26 protein-coding genes and 1 pseudogene are annotated in these 25,217 nt (G+C 69.2%); 21 read left to right on the top strand and 6 right to left on the bottom strand.

The features are described 5' to 3' along the window. Positions 1-5 precede the first annotated feature (5 nt). Both H8R02_RS15420 and H8R02_RS15415 read right to left on the bottom strand, forming a co-directional pair. Entirely contained in the window at positions 6-239 is a 234-nt protein-coding gene (locus tag H8R02_RS15420) for a hypothetical protein (protein WP_187082326.1), read from the bottom strand. Between the two features lie 120 nt (positions 240-359). Continuing rightward, positions 360-734, bottom strand: a complete 375-nt coding sequence (locus tag H8R02_RS15415; RefSeq protein ID WP_187082325.1) for a response regulator — start codon at positions 732-734, stop codon at positions 360-362. Positions 735-865: 131 nt separating this feature from the next. Between H8R02_RS15415 and H8R02_RS15410 the strand changes: the two genes are divergently transcribed. Genes H8R02_RS15410 through H8R02_RS15400 form a run of 3 tightly spaced genes read left to right on the top strand, consistent with a single transcriptional unit; the run spans position 866 to position 1,772 of the window. After that, positions 866-1,120, top strand: a complete 255-nt coding sequence (locus H8R02_RS15410; RefSeq protein WP_187082324.1) for a hypothetical protein — start codon at positions 866-868, stop codon at positions 1,118-1,120. 60 nt (positions 1,121-1,180) lie between these two features. Further along, positions 1,181-1,435, top strand: coding sequence for a hypothetical protein (locus tag H8R02_RS15405; RefSeq protein WP_187082323.1), 255 nt, complete (start codon positions 1,181-1,183; stop codon positions 1,433-1,435). Between the two features lie 37 nt (positions 1,436-1,472). Further along, positions 1,473-1,772 carry a hypothetical protein gene (locus H8R02_RS15400; protein ID WP_187082322.1) on the top strand — a complete coding sequence of 100 codons (300 nt, stop codon included), beginning with the start codon at positions 1,473-1,475 and terminating at the stop codon, positions 1,770-1,772. On the opposite strand, the gene H8R02_RS15395 is transcribed toward H8R02_RS15400, so the two are convergent. After that, positions 1,769-2,143, bottom strand: a complete 375-nt coding sequence (locus tag H8R02_RS15395) for a RidA family protein (RefSeq protein ID WP_187082321.1) — start codon at positions 2,141-2,143, stop codon at positions 1,769-1,771. The two genes, H8R02_RS15400 and H8R02_RS15395, sit on opposite strands and share 4 nt — an antisense overlap. Before the next feature lie 4 nt (positions 2,144-2,147). Continuing rightward, a complete protein-coding gene (locus tag H8R02_RS15390) occupies positions 2,148-3,278 on the bottom strand; it encodes a DSD1 family PLP-dependent enzyme (RefSeq protein ID WP_187082320.1) in 1,131 nt (376 codons plus the stop codon). A 42-nt stretch (positions 3,279-3,320) separates the two neighbouring features. On the opposite strand from H8R02_RS15390, the pseudogene H8R02_RS30810 reads away from it, so the two are divergent. From H8R02_RS30810 to H8R02_RS15365, 6 genes and pseudogenes are all read left to right on the top strand, one after another. Further along, positions 3,321-4,378 (top strand): annotated as a pseudogene (locus H8R02_RS30810) (ribonuclease catalytic domain-containing protein); the annotation flags it as partial. 27 nt (positions 4,379-4,405) lie between these two features. Beyond that, on the top strand, positions 4,406-4,759 hold the full coding sequence (locus tag H8R02_RS30805) for a hypothetical protein (protein ID WP_354004933.1): 354 nt from the start codon (positions 4,406-4,408) through the stop codon (positions 4,757-4,759). A gap of 42 nt (positions 4,760-4,801) precedes the next feature. Further along, on the top strand, positions 4,802-6,433 hold the full coding sequence (locus H8R02_RS15380; protein WP_354004925.1) for an ATP-binding protein: 1,632 nt from the start codon (positions 4,802-4,804) through the stop codon (positions 6,431-6,433). A 28-nt stretch (positions 6,434-6,461) separates the two neighbouring features. Then, positions 6,462-8,186: a tannase/feruloyl esterase family alpha/beta hydrolase gene (locus H8R02_RS15375; protein ID WP_187082319.1), complete on the top strand. Its 1,725-nt coding sequence runs from the start codon at positions 6,462-6,464 to the stop codon at positions 8,184-8,186. Positions 8,187-8,278: 92 nt separating this feature from the next. Next, positions 8,279-8,698: a globin family protein gene (locus H8R02_RS15370; protein ID WP_187082318.1), complete on the top strand. Its 420-nt coding sequence runs from the start codon at positions 8,279-8,281 to the stop codon at positions 8,696-8,698. A 79-nt stretch (positions 8,699-8,777) separates the two neighbouring features. Continuing rightward, the gene (locus tag H8R02_RS15365; protein ID WP_187082317.1) at positions 8,778-11,120 is read left to right on the top strand and encodes a PAS domain-containing hybrid sensor histidine kinase/response regulator; all 2,343 of its coding nucleotides are present in this window, start codon (positions 8,778-8,780) and stop codon (positions 11,118-11,120) included. 9 nt (positions 11,121-11,129) lie between these two features. Here H8R02_RS15365 and H8R02_RS15360 read toward each other — a convergent pair whose 3' ends face one another. Together H8R02_RS15360 and H8R02_RS15355 are read right to left on the bottom strand one after the other, a co-directional pair. Then, positions 11,130-11,450, bottom strand: coding sequence for a hypothetical protein (locus H8R02_RS15360; RefSeq protein ID WP_187082316.1), 321 nt, complete (start codon positions 11,448-11,450; stop codon positions 11,130-11,132). 3 nt (positions 11,451-11,453) lie between these two features. Further along, the gene (locus H8R02_RS15355; protein WP_187082315.1) at positions 11,454-11,882 is read right to left on the bottom strand and encodes a GFA family protein; all 429 of its coding nucleotides are present in this window, start codon (positions 11,880-11,882) and stop codon (positions 11,454-11,456) included. A 103-nt stretch (positions 11,883-11,985) separates the two neighbouring features. On the opposite strand from H8R02_RS15355, the gene H8R02_RS15350 reads away from it, so the two are divergent. The 12 genes from H8R02_RS15350 (at position 11,986) to H8R02_RS15295 (ending at position 25,196) form a co-directional block, all read left to right on the top strand. Then, positions 11,986-12,720, top strand: coding sequence for a response regulator (locus H8R02_RS15350; RefSeq protein ID WP_187082314.1), 735 nt, complete (start codon positions 11,986-11,988; stop codon positions 12,718-12,720). Positions 12,721-12,814: 94 nt separating this feature from the next. Next, on the top strand, positions 12,815-13,744 hold the full coding sequence (gene ku, locus H8R02_RS15345) for a non-homologous end joining protein Ku (protein ID WP_187082313.1): 930 nt from the start codon (positions 12,815-12,817) through the stop codon (positions 13,742-13,744). A gap of 3 nt (positions 13,745-13,747) precedes the next feature. After that, positions 13,748-14,590, top strand: coding sequence for a tetratricopeptide repeat protein (locus H8R02_RS15340; protein WP_354004924.1), 843 nt, complete (start codon positions 13,748-13,750; stop codon positions 14,588-14,590). Positions 14,591-14,596: 6 nt separating this feature from the next. Beyond that, a complete protein-coding gene (ligD, locus tag H8R02_RS15335; RefSeq protein ID WP_187082312.1) occupies positions 14,597-16,537 on the top strand; it encodes a DNA ligase D in 1,941 nt (646 codons plus the stop codon). Between the two features lie 60 nt (positions 16,538-16,597). Then, positions 16,598-17,788, top strand: coding sequence for an FAD-dependent monooxygenase (locus H8R02_RS15330; RefSeq protein ID WP_187082311.1), 1,191 nt, complete (start codon positions 16,598-16,600; stop codon positions 17,786-17,788). Positions 17,789-17,898: 110 nt separating this feature from the next. Further along, entirely contained in the window at positions 17,899-19,557 is a 1,659-nt protein-coding gene (locus H8R02_RS15325; protein WP_187082310.1) for an FAD-dependent oxidoreductase, read from the top strand. Further along, positions 19,554-20,441: a fumarylacetoacetate hydrolase family protein gene (locus H8R02_RS15320; protein ID WP_187082309.1), complete on the top strand. Its 888-nt coding sequence runs from the start codon at positions 19,554-19,556 to the stop codon at positions 20,439-20,441. The genes H8R02_RS15325 and H8R02_RS15320 overlap by 4 nt, the downstream gene beginning before the upstream one ends. 10 nt (positions 20,442-20,451) lie before the next feature. Continuing rightward, positions 20,452-21,585, top strand: a complete 1,134-nt coding sequence (locus tag H8R02_RS15315; protein ID WP_187082308.1) for a 2-methylaconitate cis-trans isomerase PrpF family protein — start codon at positions 20,452-20,454, stop codon at positions 21,583-21,585. Beyond that, positions 21,582-22,547: a Bug family tripartite tricarboxylate transporter substrate binding protein gene (locus H8R02_RS15310; RefSeq protein ID WP_187082307.1), complete on the top strand. Its 966-nt coding sequence runs from the start codon at positions 21,582-21,584 to the stop codon at positions 22,545-22,547. The genes H8R02_RS15315 and H8R02_RS15310 overlap by 4 nt, the downstream gene beginning before the upstream one ends. 2 nt (positions 22,548-22,549) lie before the next feature. Continuing rightward, positions 22,550-23,269, top strand: a complete 720-nt coding sequence (locus H8R02_RS15305) for a FadR/GntR family transcriptional regulator (RefSeq protein WP_187082306.1) — start codon at positions 22,550-22,552, stop codon at positions 23,267-23,269. Then, positions 23,266-24,237, top strand: coding sequence for a Bug family tripartite tricarboxylate transporter substrate binding protein (locus H8R02_RS15300; protein WP_187082305.1), 972 nt, complete (start codon positions 23,266-23,268; stop codon positions 24,235-24,237). Before H8R02_RS15305 ends, H8R02_RS15300 begins: the two co-directional genes overlap by 4 nt. Positions 24,238-24,239: 2 nt before the next feature. Beyond that, complete coding sequence (locus tag H8R02_RS15295; protein WP_187082304.1) at positions 24,240-25,196, top strand: cupin domain-containing protein; 957 nt, start codon at positions 24,240-24,242, stop codon at positions 25,194-25,196. The last annotated feature ends 21 nt before the right edge of the window (positions 25,197-25,217 follow it).

The following is a 25,217-nucleotide window of genomic DNA, read 5'->3' as shown; positions in this document are numbered from 1 at the left end:
GCGGGTCAGAGCCCGGCGTCGGGCCGCTCGGCTGCGTCGAGGTCGATGTCGGGGGCGGCGCCCTTGTCCAGGCGCAGGCGCGCCGTGGCGGCAGGCTTGATGAGGCCGCTGTCCACGGCGTCGCGCACCTGGTCGCTCGACATGCCGAGGCGGCGCGCGAAGTTGAACAGCTCGCTGGCGTTCGTGCGGATGAAGGAGGGGTCGGTGTCGGACCACTCCGTGGCGGTCTTTTCGGGCATGTTGGGACGCTTCTTCCTTGAAACAAGTGAACATTAATGCGTCTTCGATTCACATTCCGTAGGACTGGACCGATTCACGGCCATTGCCGCGACAAGTGGGCGAAAGCAAGCGCCGGGCGGTCAGCCCGGCGCCTTCTCGGTGAGGTGCGCCAGCACCTCGAATACCTGGTCCAGCGCCGCCGGCTTCGTGAGGTGGTAGTCGAAGCCGGCGTCGGTGGCCCGCTGCTGGTCCCCGTCGCCGCCCCAGCCGGTCAGCGCGATGAGCACGATGCCGGCAAGGTCCGGGTCGGCGCGCAGCACCTTGGCCACTTCGTAGCCGTTCATGCCGGGCAGCCCGATGTCGAGGAAGATGGCGCGCGGCCGGATGCGCCGCGCGGTCTCGATGGCTTCGGGCCCGCTGAAGGCCGTGACGGTCTCGTGCTCGGCCAGCTGCAGCAGCATCGCGAGGCTCTCGGCTGCGTCCGCGTTGTCGTCAACGACGAGGATTTTGTGCATGCGCCGATTGTCCCCACCGCGGCCATGGACGGCCGTAGGACCTTTCCGACACCTGACAAGCGCCGCGGCGGTGCCCCGTGCGCCGGCGCGCGCGCTATGTTCGAAACGAAGAACGAGAAGGACCCCTCGCCATGGAAACGCCCGAGAAGCCCGCCGCCGTCAAACGCTACGACAAGCCCCGCCCTTTCTTCCCGGGCGAGCCCTGGGTGGCCCTGGCCGCCGGCGTCGCGTCGTGGTTCTTCACTCGCAAGCATCAGTCGCTTTCCGTGCGCACGCTGGGTACTTTCGTCGGCGCGACGCTCGTTGCACGTGCAGCAAACGGTAAACAGCGGTTAGGGCAGGTGATGCGCTGGACACCCATCGGGGGCGGCATTCGTCGCCGATGACGACGCGCCCGTCGGGTGCGTGACAAATTGCCGGTGACGGCGTGCAAGGATGCGGCAAGAATGGACCGCATGCACCCCGACGTCCGTGCCCGCTACCGGGTCCTGCAGCAGGAAGCCGACTTCGCCCTCTGGCGCGCCCGCGAGGGCAACCACGAGATGCGCTCGCGCCTGCAAGCCGCGCTGCGCAACGAGGGCCCGGCGCCTGCCGACCCCGAGCTGCAGGAGCTGCGGCGCCTGGAGGCCGATGCGGAGGCGAAGTACCGCGAGCTGCGGGACTTCCTGCGTGCCGAGTTCGAGCGCGTGCCCGTCGCCTAGCGCGCGGCCGCCGCGGGCGCTCGCCGCACAATAGCCCATGGACGAAGACATCGAAGCCCTGCGGCGCGAGGTGCAGCACCTCATGGCGATGAACACCGCCGCCTACCTCGCCATCACCTCGCTGGTGGCCACGCACCCCAACCCGCAGCAGCTGCAGCTGCACCTCATCGCCTCGCTGGAGGGCATCCTCGGCTCGGAGCGCATCGCCAAGTGGCCCGAGGACCAGAAGGCGATCGTGCGGCGGGTGATGGAGACGTTCCAGCAGATCCAGCCCGCCGGGCACATCGACCCGCTCGCGTCGGCGCTCGGCGACCGCGACCCGCGTTCGCAGCCCTAGGCGACGGCGACCGCCTCGACTTCGATCTTGAAGCCGTAGTGCAGTGGCGCGGTCGGCACGACGGCGCGCGAAGGTTTCGCGGCCCCGGCCCACGCGACGTACACCTCGTTGAACTTGGGCCAGTTGGCGATGTCGTCCACGTACACGCGCACCTGCACGAGATTGTCGACACTGCTGCCGCAACCCTCGAGGATGGCCTTCACATTCGCGAGCACCTGCCGCGCCTGCTCCTCGAAGCTCGCGCCGGCCAGCTTCTCCCCCGACGCGGTGATCGGCAACTGCCCGGCCACGAAGACGAAGCCATTCGCCACGGTTGCGTGGCTGTAGTGCCCGCCGGGGCGCGCGACCGTATCCGGGTTCACGTAGTTCATCGCATCACCATCCGTAAAAGCGCGGCCACTCCTGCACGCCGGCCGCATCGACCGCCTCGTACCGCGGAAACTGCGCGCCGGTGGCGCAGGCGTGGTTCGGCAGGATTCGCAGCTGCGTGCCGACCGGGAAGCGCGTGACGATATCGAAGTCGGGCTCGCCGACGCGCGACAGGATGCCGTGCTCCTGGTTCGCGCCGCTCAGCACATAGCCCTGCAGCACCTTGCCGTCGAGCGAACACACCTGCCCGTAGCCGTAATCGTGCTTCTGCTTCTGCGTGCCCCTGTCGCGGCTCATCGCCATCCAGCCGGCGTCGACGATCGCCCAGCCCTTGTCGGGCTGGTGCCCGATGACCGTGGTGAGCACGGACAGCGCGATGTCCTGCGGCGTGCATACACCGACGTTCGCCATCACGAGGTCGAAGAACACGTAGACACCGGCGCGAACTTCGGTCACGCCCTGCAGCGACTTCGCGGAAAGCGCCGTCGGCGTCGAGCCCACGCTGACGACGGGACACTTGTGCCCCGCGGCTCGCAGGCGCTCGGCCGCGCGCACGCAACCGGCGCGCTCCTGCTCGGCAACCTCCTGCAGCGCCTCGGGCGTGTCGAAGTCGTAGCTCGAACCCGCATGCGTCATCACGCCCCCGAGCACGCTGCCCGACTCCGCGACGGCGCGGCCCACGTCGAGGAGCAGCGCCGACTCCGGCACGATGCCGGAGCGGTGCCCGTCCGTGTCGACCTCGATCCAGACTTCGAAGCGATGCCCGTGCTCCTGCCCGAAGCGCCCGAGCGCCTGCGCCATCTCGACGTTGTCGGTGATCAGCTTGAGGTCGCAACCGCGCTGGCGCAGCGCCAGCGCCTGCGAGAACTTGTTGGGCACGATGCCCACCGCGTAGAGGATGTCCGCGAAGCCGGCCGCGAAGAACTGCTCGGCCTCCTTCAGCGTGGACACCGTGATGCCCTTCGCGCCGGCAGCCTGCTGGCGCCGCGCCACCTCCACGCATTTCGCCGTCTTGACGTGCGGCCGGAAGGCCACGCCCAGCTCGCGCAGCCCCTGCTGCATGCGGGCGATGTTGCGGTCCATCTTCGCCGTGTCCACCACGGCGGCGGGTGTCGAAAGTCCTGCCAGTGCATTCATGACGCCCCATTGTGGCAGCGGAAACGGTAAAGTGCCCGGGCCATGGAACCGCTCGACCTGCACCGCATCGCCACCGAAGCGATGCGCGAGCGCGGGCTGTTGCCGGCCTTCTCGCCGGACGCGCTGCGCGAAGCGCAAGCCGCCGCGCCGGCCGCGGCCGGCGACATCCGCGACCTGCGCGAGCTGCCCTGGTTCTCCATCGACAACGACGACACGCGCGACCTCGACCAGCTGAGCGTCGCGCAGGCGCTGGCGGGCGGCGCCACGCGCCTGCTCGTCGCGATCGCCGACGTCGACGCGCTCGTGCGCCCCGGCGGCGCGACGGATTCGCACGCGGCCGCCAACACCACCTCGGTCTACACGGCCGCGGGCGTGTTCCCGATGCTGCCGGAAGTGCTGTCCACCGACCGCACTTCGCTGCACGAGGGCGAGGAGCGGCTCGCGGTCGTCGTCGACATGACGGTGCAGCCCGACGGCCACGTCGTGGCGTCGGAGCACTACAGCGCGGTTGTGCTCAATAGAGCCAAGCTCACATAGACGCGGTGAGCGCATGGCTCGACGGCGGCGACGCGTTGCCGCAGTTCGCTTCGTTCCAGGCTCTCGAAGCGCAGCTGCGCATCCACGACACGGTGGCGACGCAGTTGCGCACCGGCCGCCAGCGGCGCGGCGGGCTGAACGTGAAGACGGCGAGCCCGCGCCCGGTGTTCGAGAACGGCCGGCTCGTGGACATCCGCCCCGACGAGAAGAACCGCGCCAAGGACCTCATCGCCGACCTGATGATCGCGGCCAACGCCGCGACGGCGCGCTTCCTGGCGAGCGCAGGTTTTCCGTCACTGCGGCGCGTGCTCGAAGCACCGAGGCGCTGGGACCGCATCGTCGCCCTCGCCGCCGGCTACGGCATCGCCCTGCCGCCGCAACCCGACCCGCTGGCGCTGGACCGCTTTCTCGGCGAACGCCGCACGCAGGACCCCGAAGGTTTCGGCGACCTGTCGCTCAAGATCGTCAAGATGCTCGGGCCGGGCGAATACGCCGCCGCGCAGCCGGGGCAGCCCGCACTCGGGCACTTCGGCCTCGCCGTCGCCGACTATGCGCATTCCACCGCACCGAACCGCCGCTTCACGGACCTCGTGACGCAGCGCCAGCTCAAGGCCGCGCTGCGCGGCGACGCGCCGCCCTACCCGGCCGAAGCGCTGCAGGGCATCGCGCGCCACTGCACCTTGCAGGAAGACAACGCGAACAAGGTCGAGCGGCAGGTGCTGAAAGCGGCCGCGGCCTTCCTGTTGCAAGGGCGTATCGGCGAGCGCTTCGAGGCCATCGTCACCGGCGCCAAGTCCACCGGCACTTTCGTGCGCATCGGGCGCCCCATGGTCGAAGGCCGCCTGGTGCAGGGCTTCGAAGGCGCCGACGTCGGCGACACATTGGACGTGCGCCTGGTTGGCGTGGACGCCGCGCAGGGCTTCATCGATTTCGCACGAAACTGACGAGCGCGCCGCACGGCCGGGCTGGACGGGCTAGGATGAGCTGTGGCCCAACCCGACGAGATCCGGCGACTGCGCGAAAGCGAGGCGCGTTACCGCACCCTGTTCGATTCGATGGACGAGGGGTTCTGCATCATCGAGTTCTTCGACGGGCCGCACGGGCCGCTGTCGGACTACATCCACATCGAGGCCAACCCGGCCTACGCGCGGCACGCGGGCATCCCCGACGTCGTCGGGCAGAAATTGCGCGAGATGGTGCCGGACGAGGCGGACGGCTGGGTGGCGCTCTACGGCGAGGTGCTGCGCACCGGCGAGCCGATCCGCTTCGAGCGCGAGCTGGTGGCCACCGGCCGCCACCTGGAGCTGTCGGCCTTCCGCATCGAGCCGCCGCAGCTGCGGCAGGTGGCCGTGCTGTTCCAGGACGTGACGGCCAAGCGCAAGGCCGAGGCCGGGCTCAAGCAATTGAACGAGACCCTGGAGTCGCGCATCGCGCAGGCCTCGGCCGAGCTGCGCGAGAAGGAAGAGGCGCTGCGCCACTCGCAGAAGATGGAGGCGGTGGGCCAGCTCACGGGTGGCATCGCGCACGACTTCAACAACCTGCTCACCGGCATCATCGGCTCGCTGGACCTGCTGCAGGTGCGCCTGCAGCAGGGGCGCACGGACGGCCTCGCCGGCTACGTCACCGCGGCGCGCAACTCCGCGCAGCGCGCCGCGTCGCTCACGCACCGGCTGCTGGCGTTCTCGCGGCGGCAGGCACTCGATGCGCGGCCCACCGACGTGCACAAGCTCGTGGCCGGCCTGCAGGAGCTGGTGAGCCGCACCGTGGGCCCGCACATCGAGGTCGTGGTGCAGGGCCCGGCGGATGCGTGGCATGCGCTGGTGGACCCCTACCAGCTGGAGAACGCGCTGCTGAACCTGTGCATCAATGCGCGCGACGCGATGCCGCACGGCGGGCGCATCGTCATCGCCGTCGGCAACGAAGTGCTCGACGACGACGCGGCGCGGCCGCTCGAAGTGGAGCACGGCGAATACCTCGCCATCCGTGTCACGGACACCGGCGCGGGCATGAGCCCCGAAGTGGCCGCGCGCGCGTTCGACCCCTTCTTCACCACCAAGCCCATCGGCTCCGGCACCGGGCTGGGGCTGTCGATGGTGTACGGCTTCGCGCGCCAGTCCGGCGGGCATGCGGGCATCGAGACGCGGCAAGGCGCCGGCACGACCGTCACGCTCCTGCTGCCGCGCCACAGTGCCGCAGCCGCGGAGCCGTTGCAGGCAGCACCCGCCGAGGTGCGAGCCACGGCCGGCCCGGCCGAAGGCACCGTGCTGCTGGTGGACGACGAGCCCACGGTGCGCATGCTCACGATCGAGGCGCTGCGCGAGAGCGGCTGCAAGGTGATCGAGGCGGCGGACGGCGCCGCGGGCCTGCGGTTGCTGCAGGCCGAGCCGGGCATCCAGCTGCTCGTCACCGACGTGGGCCTGCCCGGCGGCATGAACGGGCGGCAGCTGGCCGACGCCGCGCGCGAGCGGCGGCCCGGCCTGCCGGTGATCTTCACCACCGGCTATGCGGAGCACATGGTCACCGCCAACGGGCAGCTGCCGCAGGGCATGCAGGTGCTGTCCAAGCCCTTCGAGTTGAGTGACCTGCTCACCCGCGTGCGCGAGGCGCTCGGGCGATGACGACGGCAGACGCAGCGGTGCACATGAAATGAAGCGGGCCGCCCTGCTCTGCCCCTTCGTGCTCGCAGCGTGCGCAAGCCCCGCAACCGAAACGCCCGCGGCCTGCGAAGCCCTCGCGCGCGTGGTGACGGAAGCGGGCACGGTGACTTCGGCCACCCTTGTCAGGCCGCCCACGAAGATCGGCAACGTCGACGTCGCCGCGAAGTTCTGCCGCGTGCAAGGCGTCGCCCGCCCGTCCAGCGACTCCGAGATCCGGTTCGAGGTGTGGCTGCCCGAGACAGCGCAGGCGTGGAGCGGCCGCTTCAAGCTCAATGGCACGGGCGGCTACAACGGCGCGGTCCCCTATGCGCGGCTCGCGCAGGACATCGAGGACGGCTGGGTCACGGCCGGCAGCAACATGGGCCACGACGGCAACGAGTCGGCCGCGTGGACGCTGAACCACCCAGAGAAAGTGAAGGACTGGGGCCTGCGCTCGCACTATTACGTCGCCACGGCCGCGAAGGCGCTCGCCAACAGCTACTACGGGCAGCCCGTGCGCTACGCCTACTTCGAAGGCTGCTCCAACGGCGGGCGGCAGGGGATGATGCTGGCGCAGCGCTACCCGCAGCTGTTCGACGGCATCGCCACGGGCGCGCCGTCGCATTTCTACCCCGAGATCCTGATGTGGCTGGCCTGGTCGGGCAAGCTGCAGACACCGGTCGCGGGCCGTCCCGCCGTGCTGCCACCCGCCAAGCAGCAACTGCTGGACCGAGCCTCGCACGCCGCCTGCGACGCGCAGGACGGCTTGGCCGACGGGCAGATCACCAACCCGCGCACGTGCCGCTTCACGCCCGATGCGCTGCGCTGCACCGGCGCGGACGGCCCCGGCTGCCTGACCGACGCGCAGCTCGCGGTGGCGCAAGGCATGTACGCCGGCATGCGCACCTCGCGCGGCGTGCTGCGCTATGCGGGCGTGCAGCCCGGCTCCGAAGCCCTGTGGGACCCCGCCTTCGCGGACGACCACCGCTACGGGCCCTTCATCGGCCACTACGTGTACTCGAAAACCTCGCCGCCCTACAACTGGCGGCGGGACCTGGCCTGGGACGAGGAGTTCGACCACATCAAGGCCTTCCTCACGCCCGTCACCGCGGCGCCGAGCCCGGACCTCGGCGCGTTCAAGGCGCGCGGCGGCAAGATGATCCAGTTCCACGGCTGGAGCGACCCCATCGTGCCGCCGACGGGCTCCATCGCGTACTACAACGCGCTCATCCAGTTCGAGCGCCTGAAGTCACGGACGCAGAGGCAGGTCGACGAGGCGGTGGACAACCTCACGCCGCAACAGGTGACGGCCGACTCGCTGGCGCTGGGCGGCAGCATCGCCGGCTACCACCGGCTCTTCCTGCTGCCGGAGGTGGGCCATTGCGGCGGCGGCACGGGCCCCGGCGCCGTCGGCGGCGGCTTCCCCGAGCCCGCGAAGGCGCAGCGCACCGCGCAGAACCACGCCGTCGGCGCGCTCATGCGCTGGGTGGAGCAAGGCGTGGCGCCCGAGGCGATCGTCGCGACGAAGTACAACGACGCGGGCACCATCACGCGCCAGCGGCCGATCTGCGCCTACCCGAAAGTCGCCGTGTACAACGGCAGCGGCGATGTGGATTCGGCCGCGAGCTTCAGCTGCGCGATGCAGACGCCGCAGCAGACGCCCACCGCGCCCATCGACATCCACATGATCCAGAACTCGCTGCGGCAGCGGGCCGTGCTGGGGCCGACGCGCTGAATAACATTCGCGCAACAAGCGCGGGGGCGAACGACACAAGCGCAATACAAGCGGGCGCCACAGTTCGGGCACCGCAACCCGATGAACCGAACATGACCCCGCAACAGATCTCCCTGGTCCAGCAGTCCTTCGCGCAGGTGCGCCCCATCGCCGACACGGCGGCCGCGCTGTTCTACAACCGCCTCTTCATGCTGGACCCCACCATTCGCCCGCTCTTCAAGGGCGACCTGAACAAGCAGGGCCAGATGCTTATGTCCATGATCGGCTCCGCCGTCGCGGGCCTGACGAACCTGCCCAAGCTGGCGCCCATCGTGCGGCAGCTGGGCGTGCGCCACGTGCCCTACGGCGTCACCGACGACCACTACGCCACGGTCGGCGCCGCGCTGCTGTGGACGCTGGAACAGGGCCTGGGCGAGGACTACACGCCCGAAGTGAGCGAGGCGTGGACCGCGGCCTACCGCATCCTCTCGGAGACGATGAAGGCCGGCGCGGCCGAGGCCGTGCCCGCCTGAGTAACCCGCTTGTAATCGGCGCGTAATCGCGGGCCGCGCCCCATTCCCACGCGAGGGGCCCCTCGTTAGAGTGGCACAAATGGACCCGCAGCACCCGCAGCACCCGCAGCCGGACGAGCAGAACTACCGCACGATCTTCGACGCGTCGGAGAACGCCATCCTGGTGATCGACTGGGACACGGGCAGGCTGCTCGACGTCAACCGCAAGGCCTGCGAGTACTACGGCTACAGCCGCGAGGAGCTGCTCGCCTTCCCGCCCGAGCAGCTGGGCTCGGGCCTGGACGGCTCCACCATCGAGCGTGGCCGCGAGTACCTCGCACTCGCGCGCGAGGACCGCTGCCCCGCCTTCGAGTGGCAGCACCGCCACCGCGACGGCACGCTGCACTGGAGCGAAGTGCGCCTGAAGCCCGTGACGCTCGGCGGCAAGCGCACCGTGCTCTCCTTCTCCGTCGACATCACCGCGCGCAAGCAGGTGATGGAGGCGCTGGCCACGCGCGAGGAGCAGTACCGCATGATCTTCGAGGCGTCGTCGGACGCCATGTTCGTGTGGGACCGCGACCTGCGCGTGATCGACTGCAACCAGGCCGGCACGCGCCTGTTCCGCCGCACGCGCGAGAGCATCCTGTCGCGGCCCTTCGGCGACGGCGTCCCCAAGGAGTACATCGACCAGCGGTACTTCCTCGTGCGCAAGGCGCTGCAGGGCGAGACGAGCGTGGTGGAGACCATGGCCTTCCGCCACGACGGCACCAGCTTCGAGGCGGAGCTGCGCATCATGCCCTTCACGCGCGGCGGGCTGCCGCAGGTGCTGGTGGTGGTGCGCGACATCGGCGAGCGCCGCGCGAAGGAGCGCGCCCTGCAGCGCAGCGAGGCGCGCCTGCGCGCGACGGTGGAAGCGTCGTTCGATGCCGTGATCGCGATGGACCAGACGGGCTGCGTGCTGGAGTTCAATGCGGCGGCCGAGCGCATCTTCGGCTACAGCCGCGACGAGGCGCTCGGGCGCTTGCTGTCCAGCCTCGTGATCCCCGAGCGCCTGCGGGCGGCGCACGAAGCGGGGCTGGAGCGCTACCGGGCGCACTCGCGCGGCACGATGGTGGGCCGGCTCGTCGAGACGATCGCACGGCGCAAGGACGGCACCGAGCTGCCGGTGGAGCTGGCCATCAGCGTGGCGACGGCGCCCGAGGGCAACATCTTCGTGGGGCACGTGCGCGACATCAGCGCGCGGCGCGAGGCCGAGGCGGAGCGCACGGCGCTGGAAGCGCAGCTGCGCCAGGCGCAGAAGATGGAGGCGATCGGCCAGCTCACGGGCGGCATCGCGCACGACTTCAACAACATCCTCACCAGCGTGATGGGGTACGTGGTGATGGCGCAGGAGCGCGCGGGCGAAGTCGGCGACCCTGCCCTCGTGCGGCAGCTGGGGCAGGCGCACCTCGCGTCGGAACGCGCGCGGGACCTCATCGCGCAGATGCTCGCGTTCGCGCGTCGGCAGAAAGGCGACCCGCGCGCACTCGCGTTGACGCCGCTGATGCGGCAGACGCTGCGGCTGCTGCGCAGCACCCTGCCCTCGAGCATCTCGCTGGATGCGCAGTGGCTGGATGCCGATAGCGCGGGCGACGCTTCGTGGGTGATGGGCGACCCGGTGCAGCTGGAGCAGATCCTCTTCAACCTGTGCATCAATGCGCGCGACGCCATGGACGGCAAGGGCAAGATCGTGGTGCGCCTCGGGCGGCGTGAGGGCGCGCACATGCGCTGCGCGTCATGCCGCGGCGCGGTGGCGAACCGCGCCTGGGTGGAGCTGCGGGTGGCGGACACGGGCAGTGGTATCGCGCCGGAGCTGCTGGACCGCATCTTCGATCCCTTCTTCTCCACGAAAGCGCCGGGTGCCGGGTCCGGGATGGGGCTCGCGATGGTGCACGGCATCGTGCATGATCATGGCGGGCATGTGCTGGTGGAGACGGCGCCGGGCCAAGGTGCTTGCTTGTCCGTGCTGCTGCCACCGACGGCGCCGCAGGATCCCTTCGCGCAGACACGTGCCGGGACGCTCGGCGCGGCGAAGCTGCCGACCGCGAAGGTGCTGCTGGCCGAGGACGATGTGGCCGTGGGCAACTACCTGCAGGAGCAGCTGACGAACTGGGGGCTGGATGTGACGCTGGTGCGCGACCCGGCGCAGGCCGTGCATCTGTTGGCCGATGCGGAACGGGAGGTCCGGCTGTTGATGACGGACCTGACGATGCCGGGGATGACGGGGTTGCAACTGGCCGAGCAGAGCCGCATCCTGCGGCCGTCGACACCGGTGTTGCTGGTGACGGGGAATGCGGCGGAAGTCGGTGAAGACGAGATTCGCGCGAGCGGCGTGTCGCGGGTGCTCAAGAAGCCGCTGGATGCGGCCACGTTGAAGCGGACGTTGGCGGCGTTGCTGGGGTGAGCCGCGCGCTCAGTCCTGGGACCGCCACGACCGCGACGTGAAGTCGTAGTGCCAGGCGACCAGCCAGTTGTTCTGCGCTGAATAGAAAAGGAAGGGCTTGCCGTTCTCCAGGCGATAGCTCAGGCGCCACTTGTCCTTGAGCGCCTGGGCATCGAACCCGATCTCGGCCAGGCTCGCGGGGTAGGCGCCCGTGGCGGCCTTGCGCTCCTGGAGCCTGGCCGCCACGGCGTCCGCGTCCGCCCGCGCCTGCTGCTCGGCGTACTGCTGGTTGGCGCAGTAAGCCAGGGCTGCGACGAGCAGCACGGAGAGGATCAGGTTGCGCCGTTTCATGAATCAGCTCGCCGGCGGCAGATACGCTTGCTCGTATGCTTCTGCGCCTTCGGGAATGCTCACCCACGGCAGCTTCGACCGCACCCAGATATGCCGGGTAACGGCGAACCACGAGGGGTCGTCGAAGGTGCCGGCTGCGATCGTCACCCACCCGGGACGCCTTTGCGAAGTGTGGGAGACCGTGGTGCCGCACTTCGGGCAGAAACGCATTCGCAGCCAGCGGCCGCTTTCGTCCGAGCGGTGCTCGACCTCCTGCGTTTCGCCTTGCTGGAACTCGACCGCCTCCTCGTTGAACGAGGCGAGCACGGCGAAGGCGCTTGCGAGCCGCTTCTGGCAGAACCTGCAGTGGCACACCGTGCCCATGACCGGGTCCCCGGTTACTTGATAGCGGACTGCGCCGCAGATACAGCCGCCAAGGTGTTTCTCGCCCATGAAACCTCCACCCAGGCAAATTTTATCGGCGCCTGCTCGCAGCCGCCTCGCCTGCGCACTGTGCACTGTGCACTTTCGTTACCCCACCCTTAAAATCCGCCCCATGCCCGCCACCCGCCTCCTCATCGTCGACGACGACCGCTCCGTCCGCGACATGCTGCGCGAGTACCTCACCAACCACGGCTACGGCGTCAGCGAGGCAGCGTCGGGCGACGAGATGCGCGCGGCGCTGGACCGCGAGCTGCCGGACCTGGTGCTGCTGGACGTGCGCCTGCCCGGCGAGGACGGCCTGACGCTCGCGCGCTTCCTGCGCGAGCGCTACGACGTGGGGATCATCATGGTCACCGGCTCCGGCGACGTGGTGGACCGCGTGGTCGGGCTCGAAGTCGGCGCCGACGACTACGTCGCCAAGCCCTTCGACCCGCGCGAGCTGCTGGCGCGCGTGAAGAGCGTGCTGCGGCGCATCCAGGCCAAGCCGCCCGAAGCGGCCAACAGCGCGCCCGCGCCGCTCGCGCCGATCGCCACGCGGCAGAAGGTGGGGCGCTGCACGGTCGATGTCGAATCGCGCCGCCTGTTCGACAGCGACGGCGAGGAGCAGCCGCTCACAGCCATGGAGTTCGACCTGCTCAAGGTCTTCCTCGCCAACCCCAACCGCGTGCTCACGCGCGACCAGCTCCTGCTGAACACGCGCAACCGCGAGTGGGAGCCGTTCGACCGCTCCATCGACATCCGCATCGGCCGCCTGCGCCGCAAGATCGAGCCGGAAGCCTCCGGCGAGCCGAAGTTCATCCGCACGGTGCGCAACGCGGGCTACATGTTCGTGCCTGACGGCGGCTGACCTCCGATCTGTCGCGCGCAGCCCACACGAAGGTTCCCACCCGGCGCGCCCGGGCCTAACATGGTCCTCCCCTTCGCGCGCAAGAGGTAGTTCCATGGCGGCCCGCTCGATCGCAACGCTCACGCTCTCCTTCGGCCTCGTGTCGATCCCGGTCAAGCTGTACTCGGCCACCGAATCGTCGAGCGCCGTGAAGTTCAACATGCTCACCAAGGACGGCTCGCGCGTGAAGCAGCAGTACGTGAGCGAGAAGGACCCGAGCGTCGTGGTGCCGCGCACGGAGATGGTCAAGGGCTACGAGTTCGAGAAGGACCGCTACGTGCTGTTCGCGCCGGAGGAGCTCAAGGCGCTGGAAGAATCCAACAGCCCCAACATCGAGATCATGTCCTTCATCCCCGAGAAGTCGGTGGACCCGCTCTTCTACGACAAGGCCTACCTGCTCGCGCCCGACAAGCGCGGCGGCAAGCCGTACGCACTGCTCGCCGAAGCCATGCGCCAGAGCGGCCGCTGCGCGCTGGCCAAGTGGAAGTGGAAGGCCAAGCAGTACGTCGTGCAGATCCGCCCGGCCGAGGGTGGGCTCGTGCTGCAGCAGCTGCTGTACGCCGCCGAAGTGCGCTCGCACAAGGACCTGGACATCGAGCAGGTCGACGTGTCGCCCGCCGAGATGCAGCTGGCGCTGCAGCTCATCGACCAGATCTCCACCGACAGCTACGACCCCACGGAGTACGTCGACGAGGAGAAGAAGCGCGTGCTCGCCGCCATCGACGCGAAGATCGCGGGGCAGCAGATCGTGATGGCGGCGCCGGAGGAAGCGGCGGGCGGCGGGCAGGTGATCGATTTGATGGAGGCGTTGCGGGCGAGTTTGGCGAAGAAGCCCGCTGCAAGTGGTTCGCGCGCGAAGGCCGCACCGGCGGAAGCGGAGCCGGCCGCCGCCGCCGCGCCGAAGGAACGCAAGGGCGCCAAGCGCAGCGCCGCCACCGAAGTCGCCGCGGCGCCCGCCCCGGCCAAGGCCCGAGCGCGCAAGTAACCGGTGACGCCGGCCGACGACGAGTCCACCTTCAACCTGCGCCGCGTGCAGGCGATGCTGGGGCTGTCGCGGCACATCGTGACCGGGCTCATCGAGGCGGGCTTCGTCGCGCCCACGCGCGGCAAGCGCAACGAGTGGCGCTTCACCTTCCAGGACCTGACGCTGCTGCGCACGGCGCATGCGCTGCAGACGCAAGGCATCGCACCTCGTCGCATCCTGCGGTCGCTGTCTCGCTTGAAGGCCACCTTGCCGGGCGAGCTGCCGCTGACCGGCCTGCGCATCACGGCTGTGGGCGATGACGTTGCCGTGCGCGACCGCACCGGCCGCCTGCAGTCGGGCGACGGGCAGTTGCTGATGGACTTCGACATCGCGCCGGTCGCGGGCAGCGTGACGATCCTCGAGCGCGCGCCTGCTGCGCCGAAGCGCGCCAGTGACGAGCCCGATGCCCGCGACCTTTACCTGAGCGCGCTCGCGCTCGAAGCCACCGACCCTGCCGTCGCCGAAGCCACCTACCTGCGCGCACTCGCGCTCGCGCCCGACCTCGAGGACGCGTACCTGAACCTCGGCGCGATGTGGGACGAAGCCGGCCGCTACAGCGAGCTCGTGCGCCTGTCGGCCGCGGCCGTGGAGCACTGCCCCGACTGCGCGTTGATCCACTTCAACCTCGCCGTGGCGCTGGACCACCTGGAGCGGCTGGAAGAAGCAGCAGCCAGCTATGAGCGCAGCCTCACGCTGGACCCCACGCTGGCCGACGCGCACTACAACCTCGCGCAGCTGCACGAGCAGGCGGGCGACGAGCAAGGCGCGCTGCGGCACTACAGCGCGTATCGGCGGCTGCAGCGCTAGGCGGGCATGCCGGCGCGCAAGGCCCTGCCCTTCGCATCGGCCGGCGGCTTGCCTGCCGGCGCGGTGCAAGCGCCGATGCCCGCCGAACTTTCCCCGCAATTGCCCACCCTCACCGCGACCGCGCCAACCCAGGGCGAGTGGCTGTGGGAGATCAAGTTCGACGGCTACCGTTTGCTCGCGCGCATCGAGGGCAAGAAAGTTCAGCTCATCACGCGGGGCGGCCACGACTGGTCCGCGAAGATGCCCGCGCTGGTGAAGTCCCTCGCAGCTTTGGGCCTGGGCAGCGCATGGCTCGATGGCGAGATCGTCGTGGTCGGCGCTGACGGGATGCCGGACTTCCATGCCCTGCAGAACGCCATCGACACCTCTCGCAGCGGCGGCATCGAGTACTTCCTGTTCGACGTGCCTTATCTCGAAGGCCATGACCTGCGCAAGGTGCGGCTGGTCGAGCGACGCGCACTGCTTCAGCGCCTGCTCGACGAACGGCCCCAGGAGAAGTTGCGCTTCTCCGCGGCCTTCGACGCGGATGCGAGCGCGCTGCTCGAGTCGGTGCGGCAGATGGGCCTCGAAGGCGTGATCGCCAAGCGCAAGGACGCCCCGTACGAATCGCGCCGCACGGAAACGTGGCTCAAGCTCAAGAACAAGCTCGCGCAGGAATTCGTCGTGGGCGGCTACAGCGACCGCTCCAGCGGCGAAGCGGAAGTGGGCGCGTTGATGCTCGGCGTGCACGAGGCTGATGGCACGTTGCGCTACGTCGGCAATGTCGGCACTGGCTGGGACTCGAAGACCGCGGCCGCCTTGAAGAAGCGGCTTGCGAAGATCGAAGTCGCCGCATCGCCGTTCGCCCAGGACGTGCCCAAACGCAGCCGGTGGAGCACGCGCGAGGCGCCGGCGCGCTGGGTGAAGCCGCAGCTCGTGGTGCAGGTGGAGTTCTCGGCATGGACGCCGGAGCAGCAATTGCGCCACGCGAAGTTCATCGCGCTGCGCACGGACAAGCCTGCCGCCCAAGTGCAGCAAGAGCAATCCGTCGCGCCTGCAGGCCGGGCGCACGACGGCGCGGGCGGGAGTGCCGTCGCCGGCATCAAGGTCACGAATCCCGAGCGGGTCGTCGATGCGGCGAGTGGCGTGACCAAGCTCGAGCTCGTCCGCTACTACGAAGCCGTGGCCGACTGGATGCTGCCGCACCTGCAGGGCCGCCCCTGCTCGCTCGTGCGCGGCCCCAGCGGCGTGAGCGGCGAGCTGTTCTACCAGAAGCACCTCAACGAGCAGGCCATCCCCGACGTGCGCGAACTGCCCGCTTCGTTGTGGCCGGGCCACGCATCGCTCATCGAGATCCCCACGCGCAAGGCCCTCGCAGCCGCCGCGCAGCTGAACGTCATCGAGTTCCACACCTGGAACGCCACTGCCAAGAAGATCGCCGCGCCGGACCGCGTGATCTTCGACCTCGACCCCGGCGAGGGCGTGCCTTGGACTCACGTGCGCGAGGCGGCATTGCTCGTCCGGGGCCTCCTCGAGGAACTGCGTCTGCAATCGTGGGTGAAAACCAGCGGCGGCAAGGGCCTGCACGTGGTCGTGCCCCTCACGCCGCGCGACGACTGGGACACGGTGAAGTCGCTCTCCGAAAACGTCGTGCGGCACCTCGCCAAGGTCATCCCCCAGCGCTTCGTGGCGAAACCAGGCGCCGCCAACCGCGTCGGCCGCATCTTCGTGGACTACCTGCGCAACTCGCACGGTGCCACCACGGCCGCGGCCTACTCCGCACGTGCGCGCCCGGGCCTTGGCGTGTCGATGCCGGTCGCGTGGGACGAGCTGGGCGCGATCACGGGCGGCGACCACTGGACGGTGCGTACGGCGGTCGAGCATCTCTCCGCGCGCGAAGCGGACCCCTGGGCCGGCTACTGGACGTGCCGGCAGACCCTCGCGGCAGCAAGAAAAGGCCTGGGCTGACCAAATGGTCTGACCATGATATCCTGCGGCCCGTCCAAAGGCAGTTCAGGAGACAAGGACATGGCTCAACCCCACGTCGCCGTGGTCGGCGCGGGCCTCGGCGGGCTCACCGCCGCGGCCGCCCTCCACAGGAAGGGCATCCCGTTCACGGTGCTGGAGCAGGCATCCGAGCTCGGTGAGATCGGCGCCGGCGTGCAGCTGGCACCCAACGCACTGAAGGTGCTGCGCGCACTTGGCCTCGAGCAGCGGGCCGCCGAAGTCGGCTTCGAACCCGACGCGCACGTGGTGCGCAACTGGCAGACCGCCGACGTCCTCGCGTACACGCCGTACAAGGGCACGCTCAGCAAGGTGTTCGGCGCGGCGTACTACGGCTACCACCGTGCGGACCTGCACGAGATCCTGCGCTCCGCCGTGCCTTCGAACGCGATCCAGCTGAAGGCCAAGTGCACCGGCGTGCGCGAGGACGGGGACAAGGCCGTCGTGATGCTCTCGGACGGCAGCGAACTGAAAGCCGACGTCGTGATCGGCGCCGATGGCATCCACTCCGCCGTGCGCGCGAGCCTCTTCGGCCCCGAGGCGCCGCGCTACACGGGCAACGCATGCTGGCGCGGCCTCACGCCGACTTTCTCGCTGGAACCCGGGCTGATACAGCCTGACATGACGGTGTGGTTCGGCCCCGGCGCGAGCATCGTGCACTACTACATCCGCGGCGGCACGGTGGTGAACTGGGTCGCGATGTTCGAGTCGGAGACGTGGGCCGAGGAGTCGTGGACGGCGCGCGGCGACAAGGCCGAGATGATGGCCCGCTTCGCCGACTGGCACCCGACCATGCGCGCGCTGCTGCAGAACTCCGGCCCCGTCCTCAAGTGGGGCCTGTTCGACCGCGACCCGCTGCCGCAGTGGAGCAAGGGCCGCGCCACGCTCATGGGCGACGCGTGCCACCCGATGCTGCCTTACCTCGCGCAGGGCGCGTGCCAGGCCATCGAGGACGGCTGGGCCGTCGCCGCCGCCATCGAGCGCGGGCGCGATGACATCCCCGCCGCGTTGAAGGCCTACGAAGCGCAGCGCCGCGACCGCACCGCGCGCGTGCAGATGACCGCGCGTGCCCGCGCCGTGGAGAACCACACGCGCGACGAAGCCGTGATCCGCGCCCGCGACGAGCGCTTCGCGAAGGCGCGCGCCGAGGCCGCGAAGGGCAAGCACGCGTACGGCATCGAGTGGATCTACGAGCACGACGTGACGGCTGTGTAGCGTCATCCCCGCGAAGGCGGGGATCCAAGGCTTCCGAACGCTTTGGATTCCCGCCTGCGCGGGAATGACGAGCTTGCGGCTAATGGACAGACCTTTTAGCATCTCACACCATGGCAGTCCCTGTTCTCATCGTCGGCGCCGGCCCGGTAGGCCTGGCCCTCGCCGGCGACCTCGCCTGGCGCGGCATCGAATGCATGCTCGTCGAACGCACCGACGGCAGCGTCGCCCAACCCCGCATGGACATGGTCGGCATCCGCACCATGGAGTTCTGCCGGCGCTGGGGCATCGTCGAGTGGGTGCGCAACGCCGGCTACAACCGCGACTACCCGCAGGATTGCGCGTGGGTGACTCATCTCACCGGCTACGAGTTCGGCCGCGAGCCCTTCCCGTCGCCCAACACCGAGAAGGCGCCGCCGCAAAGCCCGCTGAAGCGCGAGCGTTGCCCGCAGAACTTCTTCGACCCCGTGCTCGCGCGGTTCGCGCGCGAGTCGGGCAAGGTGACGTTCGCCTATCGCACGGAACTCGCTTCGTTCGAGGACGACGGCGACAAGGTCATTGCGACGTTGAAGTCCGAGGATGGCACGACGCGCACCGTCGAAGCGAAGTACCTCGTCGGCTGCGACGGCGGCGCGAGCACGGTGCGCCAGGCGCTGGGCATCGGCATGACCGGCGAGCCGGTGCTGACCTACACCACCAACTGCGTGTTCCGCTGCGACGGCCTGGAGAAGCTGCACGACAAGAAGCCGGGCTACCGCTTCATCTTCATCGGGCCCGAGGGCACGTGGGCCACGCTGGTCGCCATCAACGGGCGCGACCAGTGGCGCTTCTCGCTGGTCGGCGACAACGAGAAGCGGCAGGTCTCCGAAGAGGAGATGCGCGCGGCGATCAAACGCGCCGTGGGCCGCGACTTCGAATTCGAGATCCTTTCGATGCTCCCGTGGGTGCGCCGCCAGCTGGTCGCGGATTCGTACGGCAAGGGGCGCGTGTTCATCGCCGGCGATGCCGCGCACCTGACCTCGCCGACCGGCGGCTTCGGCATGAACACCGGCATCCTCGATGCCGTCAACCTCAGCTGGAAGCTCGCCGGCGTGCTGCAAGGCTGGGGCGGCGCGCACCTGCTGGAAAGCTACGAGATCGAGCAGCGGCCGGTCGCCATCCGCAACGTCACCGAGGCCGGCGACAACCTGAAGCGCATGCTCTCGCCGCGCATCCTCAAGCCGGACCCGCGCGTGTTCGACATGAACGACCCGGACGTCGAGAAGGCCCGCAAGGAATATGGCGACCGCTACACCGAGATGATGAAGCGCGAGTGGTACTCCATCGGCATCCACCTCGGTTATGTCTACGAGCGCTCGCCGGTGATCGTGCCCGACGGCACGCCGGCGCCGCCCGATGAAGTGTCGACGTACAAGCCGACGGCAAGGCCCGGCTCGCGCGCACCGCACGTGTGGCTGGCGCCGGAGCAGTCGCTGCTGGACCTGTTCGGGCGCGAGTTCGTGCTGCTGCGTTTCGATGCGTCGGCGAAGGTCGACGCGCTCACCGATGCCGCGCGTGCGGCCGGCGTGCCGTTCAAGGTGGCCGACATCGCCAACGAAGAAGCGGCGCGACTCTACGAACGCAAGCTGGTGCTCGTGCGCCCGGACGGCCAGGTGGCCTGGCGCGGCGACGCCCTGCCCGCCGACGTGCGCGCGCTGATCGACACCGTGCGAGGCGCGGGCGCCCCGCAAACCGAAACGACGAAAGAAAAACCCGAGGAGGTCCGCGCGTGAAACTGGCGGTCTACGACAACCACCGCATCGGCGTCGTCGAGGGCGACCAGCTTTACGACGTGACGAACGTCGTGCCGTTCGCGCTCGACGCGCTGCCCGCGCAGCGCATGAACTGGCTCATCTCGCGCTGGCCCGAATCCAGGCTGCAGGTCCTGAAGCTGCGCGATGAAGCCAGGCCGGTTCCCGTGGCCAGCGTCAAGCTGCTGCCGCCCAACCCCGCCCCGCCGCACGTGTTCGCGGCGCCGGCGAACTACCAGAAGCACATCGGCGAACTCGGCGACCGTGTCGTCACCAAGAAGGGCCGCACCGCGCGCGAGCAGGGCTTCTTCCTCAAGGCACCGGCCTCGCTGGTGGGCGCGGGCGGCGTGATCGCTTTGCCGAAGGGCTCGACGCGCCGCTTCGACCACGAGAGCGAACTCGCGGTGATCATCGGCAAGCCCGGCCGCGACATCCCGCGCGGCGACGCGATGAAACACGTCTTCGGCTACAGCTGCCTGATCGACGCCACGATGCGCATCGAGCCCGGCGTGGCGGAAGAAGAGCGCTCGATGCGCAAGTCCTTCGAAGGCTTCACGCCGATGGGGCCGTACCTCGTCACCGCCGACGAAGTGGCGGACCCCGGCAACCTGCAGAACCGCCTGTGGGTGAACGGCGAGCTCAAGCAGGAAGCCAACACCAGCGCGATGATCGTCGGCATCGCCGAGCTGATCGAGCTGGTGTCCTCCGTGCTGCCGCTGCAGGTGGGCGACGTCATCGCCACCGGCACGCCGGAAGGCGTGGGCCCGTTCGGCCCCGGGGACGAAGTGCGCATTGCGATTGAACACGTGGGTGACATGACCGTGCACGTGCGCGAGCGGGACACGATCTCGCCGCGACCTTATTAGGAGACAAGCCATGGCCCACCGCATCCCCTGCGCCTTCATCCGCGGCGGCACCAGCAAGGCCCTGGTGTTCCACCTGAAGGACCTCCCCGCCAACCGCAGCGAGTGGGACGCGATCTTCCTGCGCGCCATGGGCTCGCCGGACCCGTACGGCCGCCAGCTCGACGGCATGGGCGGCGGCGTGTCGTCGCTCTCCAAGGTGTGCGTGATCGGGCCGCCCAGCGTGCCGGGCGCGGATGTCGACTACACCTTCGCGCAGGTGCAGGTGAAGGAAGCGCGCGTGGACTACAGCGGCAACTGCGGCAACATGTCCTCGGCGATCGGGCCCTTTGCCGTCGATGAGAAGCTGGTGGACGTGGCGCGCAACGGCGAAGTGCAGGTGCGCATCCACAACACGAACACGCGCAAGATCATCCACTCCACGTTCGAGGTGCGCGATGGGCGCAGCGTGGAAACGGGCGCGCTGGAAATCCCCGGCGTGCACGGCACCGCCGCACCGATCCGGCTGGACTTCCTCGAACCGGGCGGCGCATCCACCGGCAAGCTGCTGCCCACCGGCAACGCGGCGGACGACCTGCTGGTCACCGGCATCGGCAAGGTGCCGGCGTCGATGGTCGATGCGGCGAACGCCTGCGTCTTCATCGACGCGCGCACGCTGGGCCTGCGCGGCACGGAGCTGCCCGACGAGATCGAAGCGAACGCGAATGTGCTGGACCAGCTGCGCGAAGTCCGCCTCTACGCCTCGGTCAAGATGGGCATCACGCGCAGCCTCGACGACGCGCGCAACAAGCCGATGATCCCGATGATCGCCTTCGTCAGCGCGCCGCAGGACAGCCCCATCATCGGCGGCGGCACCGTGCGCAAGGAAGACTGCGACCTCGTCGTGCGCATGATCTCCAACGGCCAGCCGCACCGCGCGCTGCCGCTCACCGGCTCGCTGTGCACGGCGGTTGCCGCGCAGATCGAGGGCAGCATCCCGCACCAGTTGGCCAATGCGCGTCGAGGGCAGCCGCTGCGGCTGGCCATGCCGTCCGGCGTGCTCAGTGTCGACGCGTCTGTCGTCAGGCGCGAAGCCGGCTGGCACGCCGAGCACGGTTCGTTCTACCGCACCACCCGCAGGTTGTTTGAAGGATGGGTCTACGCATGAAGTACTTCCGCCGCCTCCTGGTCGCGCTGGCCGTCGCCGCGCCGCTGTTCGCGCACGCGCAGGCCTGGCCCACCAAGACCGTGAAGCTGGTCATCCCCTACCCGCCGGGCGGGCTGGCCGACTCGTTCGCACGCGCGCTGGCCGACGGCCTGTCGGACCGCCTGAAGCAGACCGTCATCGTCGACAACAAGCCCGGCGGCAGCCTGATCATCGGCACGGACCTCGTCGCGAAGTCGCCGCCGGACGGCTACACGATCCTGCTGGGCAGCGTGTCGAGCCTCGGCATCAACGCCTCGGCCTTCAAGAAGCTGCCCTACGACCCGCTGAAGGACTTCGCGCCGGTGTCGCTGGTGTTCCGCACACCCCTCTTCCTGATGGTGTCGCCCTCGGTGCCTGCCAACAACGTGAAGGAGCTGACGGCATATGCCAAGGCGAACCCGGGGCAACTGAGCTACGCATCGCTCGGCCACGGCAGCTCGCTGCACCTTTCCGGTGAGCTGTTCAAGACGCTGGGCGGCATCGACCTCGTGCACGTACCCTACAAAGGCACGACCACCGCGTTCCCCGACCTGCTGACCGGGCGCGTGAGCATGATGTTCGACGGCGGCGCGCTGCTGCCGCAGGCCAAGGAAGGCAAGCTGAAGATGATGGCCGTGACCAGCACGAAGCGGCTGGCCAGCATGCCCGACATTCCGACGATGGCCGAGAGCGGCTTGCCGGGCTACGAGATGGACTTCTGGTTCGGCATCGTCGCGCCCGCGGGCACGCCGGGCGCCATCACCGACCGCCTCGCCCACGAGATCGCCGAAGTGGAGAAGACGCCCGCTTTCCGCACGCGCCTGACCTCCTTCGCGCAAGTGCAGTACGAAACCGGCACGCCTGCCGCGATGGCGGTGGTGATGAAGAAGGACCTGGAGTTCTGGGCCAAGCTGCTGCGCGATTACAAGGTGGAGCCGCAGTGACCATGGAAGCCGCGCCCTCGCCGCGCACCTTCGAAGTCATCCGCGACCAGATCCGCACGCAGCTGGCACTGGGCCGCCTGAAGGCCGGCGACAAGCTGCCCGCCGAGCGCGAGCTCGCGGCGAACTTCAACGCGTCACGTACGGCGGTGCGCGAAGCACTGCGCGGGCTCGAGATGTCCGGCGTGATCGAGCTGCGCAAGGGCGTCAAGGGCGGCGCGTTCATCAAGGAAGGCGACCCCGGCGTCGTCACGCGCTCGTTCGGCGACATGGTGAACCTGGGCCGCATCACGCTGGAGAGCCTGACCGAGAGCCGCGTTCTCATCACGGATTCGATCATCCGCCTCGCATGCGAGCGCGGCAGCACCGAAGACTTCGACGCGCTCGAAGCCAGCATCGAGAAGACCGAGGCCTTCACGCGCGAAGGCCGCATCGAGGACCGGCGGCGCCAGCTGCTGCACTTCTACCACCTGCTGGGGGTGGCCACGCGCAACGAGGTGATGGTGATCATCATGGACGCGCTCACCGACATCGTGCTGAAGGTGATGGCGCGCGACGACACAGCGCCGCGCCTGGACACATCCAAGGCGCACCGCGCCATCCTGCAGCAGCTGCGCAAGCGCGACGCGGCCAAGGCCGCCGAGCTGATGACCGCGCACCTGGAGAACCTGCACGGCCACCTCTTCCTCGCCTCGAAAAAACCCACTCGCAGCAAGACGCCATGATCCGCCGCCGTACCTTCATCGCATCCTCGGCATCCGCCCTCGCCCTGCCCGCATTCGCACAAGGCACGTTCCCCAGCAAGGTCGTCCGCATCGTCGTGCCCTTCCCGGCCGGCGGCGGCATCGACGTGATGATCCGCGCCATCGGGCAGGAGCTGTCGCAGAAGTGGGGCCAGCCGGTCGTCATCGAGAACAAGGCCGGCGCCGGCTCGCTGATCGGCGCCGACTACGTGGCGCGCCAGCCCGCCGACGGGCACACGTTGCTGGCCACGGTGAACCAGACCTTCACGTCCAACCGTTACCTCTACAAGACGCTACCCTACGACCCCGACAAGAGCTTCGTGCCCATCATCGAGATGGTGGAGAGCGAGCAGTTCATCCTCGCCAGTTCGGCGGTGCCGGCGAAGGACCTGAAGGAATTCGTCGCGCTCGCGAAGAAGGACCCGGTGAAGTACCCCTACGGCTCCTTCGGGCCGGGCACGCAGCCGCACCTGGCGTTTGCCACGCTCGCCAAGCGCGAGAACATCGACCTGACGCACGTCCCGTACAAGGGCATCGCGCCGCTGATGACCGCGCTGGCCGCGGGCGAGGTGGCCGTCTCCACCGGCAGCGGCAGCGTGGCCGGTGCGCTGATGCAGGCCGGCAAGATGAAGCCGCTGGCGATCACGAGCAAGCAGCGTTCGCCGCTCTACCCCAACGTGCCCACCGCGCAGGAGCAGGGGTACGGTTACCTCAACGCGTCGATCTGGTATGGCCTGTTCGCGCCCGCGGGCACGCCGCAAGCCGTCGTCGACAAGATCAACGCCGATGTCCGCGCCCTGCTGCGCGACCCGGCTTTCGCCGAGAAGAACGCCACTTCGCGCAACCTCACGGTGGTGGCCGGCACGCCGCAGCAATTCGCCGCGGTGATCCGTGAAGAGACCGCCGTAGTGGCCGAGATGATCCGCGCCGCGGACGTGAAACCCGAGTGACGATGAGGCCTGCAGTCGATTTCGAGAGCGCGCAGGATTTGCCTGCGCTGTACAAGCTGCTGGACGAGGTGCAGGTGAAGAACGGCTGGGCGAAGGCCAAGCCGGCCATCGTGCCCGAGCCGCGCCATCCCTTCGTGGGCCACCGCTGGCGTTATGCCGACACGCGCGCCGCGCTGCACGTGGCGGGCCGACTGGTGGGCACCGAGTGGGCCGAGCGCCGCAACCTGATCATGGCCAACCCGCACCCGGGTAACGACTACGCCACCGTGCCCACCATCGTCGGCGCGTACCAGATGGTGAAGGCCGGCGAAACGGCGCGCAGCCACCGGCATACGCCGAACGCGATGCGCGTGGTGCTCGACGCTGCGCCGGGTACGTACACCGTGGTCGAAGGCATGAAGGTGCCGATGGAGCCCGGCGACGTGCTGCTCACGCCCAACTGGTGCTGGCACGGGCATGCGAACGAGAGCGACAGCGATGCGTACTGGATCGACTTCCTCGACGCGCCGCTGGCCATCGGCATCGGCCCCGTGTTCTTCCAGCATTACCCCGACGTGAACGAGCCCTCGGACGGCATCGACGCGACGTCGCCGATGCGGTTTGCGTTCGCCGACTACGCCGCGAAGGCGGCCGCCGCGCCGGAGGTTGCGCCGGGTGTGCGCCAGCACCTGCTGGGGCCGGTGACGCTGACGACGTTCGACCGCGTCGCCATTGCGATGGCGGCGGGCACCCACTGGGAGCCGGTGCGTTCCAGCATCAACCAGATCTACACCGTGGTGCAGGGCGCCGGCCGCTCGCGCATCGGCGGCAAGGAGTTCGACTGGCAGCGCGGCGACATGATCGCGGCGCCGTGCTGGCTGGAGCAGCAGCACGATGCGAGCGAGGACGCGATCCTGCTGCGGGTGTCGGATGAGCCGCTGATGCGGATGCTGGGGTGGGTGGTGGTGGGGCAGCCCTAGGCGGCGCGGCTGCCGTCGGCT

The organism is Ramlibacter albus, from assembly GCF_014297445.1.
Taxonomy (GTDB): Bacteria; Pseudomonadota; Gammaproteobacteria; order Burkholderiales; family Burkholderiaceae_C; genus Ramlibacter; species Ramlibacter albus.
This window is presented reverse-complemented; position numbering and strand designations above follow the sequence as displayed.